Source organism: Janthinobacterium sp. Mn2066 (assembly GCF_049319705.1).
Classification (GTDB): Bacteria; Pseudomonadota; Gammaproteobacteria; order Burkholderiales; family Burkholderiaceae_D; genus Janthinobacterium.
Genome location: NZ_JBMOUF010000035.1, coordinates 1 through 566, shown reverse-complemented (window position 1 = coordinate 566; position 566 = coordinate 1). Strand labels below are relative to the sequence as shown.

General features: G+C 57.4%; 1 pseudogene. It reads left to right on the top strand.

Annotation, left to right across the window (positions count from 1 at the left end):
* Nucleotides 1-450, top strand: a pseudogene (locus tag ACL9RI_RS27635) (transposase); the annotation flags it as partial.
* Between the last annotated feature and the right edge of the window lie 116 nt (nucleotides 451-566).

Below are 566 nucleotides of genomic sequence, written 5' to 3'. Positions count from 1 at the left end.
TCGATGCCGCGTCGGGCCTGGTGCATACGGTCGTCGGCACGGCCGGGAACGTTGCCGATGTGACACAGGCGCACGCGTTGCTGCACGGCGACGAAACTGCTGAGTTTGGCGACGCTGGTTACCAAGGCGTGGAAAAAAGCGGCCTGAAAACACCGGCAAACCGGTGACGTGGCACGTGGCACGTGGCTATGAAACGCTCCAAACGCAAGGCGCTACCGAACAACAAACTGGGGCGCCTGACGGAAAAGCTGGAACATTTGAAAGCCAGTGTGCGGGCGAAAGTCGCCCTCCCCGTTTTATGTCATCAAGAAGAACCTGTTCCGTCATCGCAAAACGCGCTATCGCGGACTGGCCAAGAACACAGCACAGTTGTTCATGCTGTTCGCCCTTGCCAATCTGCCGCTGGTCGGCAGGCGTTTTACGGTTACCGAATCCCGTAGTCCGTCTTGATTACCCAAAGACGCGAAACATCGCGTCAAATTGAACGAAAAACGGGCCTGAACGGCTCGCCGGTCGACCATTTGGCGCGTCAAGCTCGTCAGAAAACCGAATTGATCAGCGCTTCC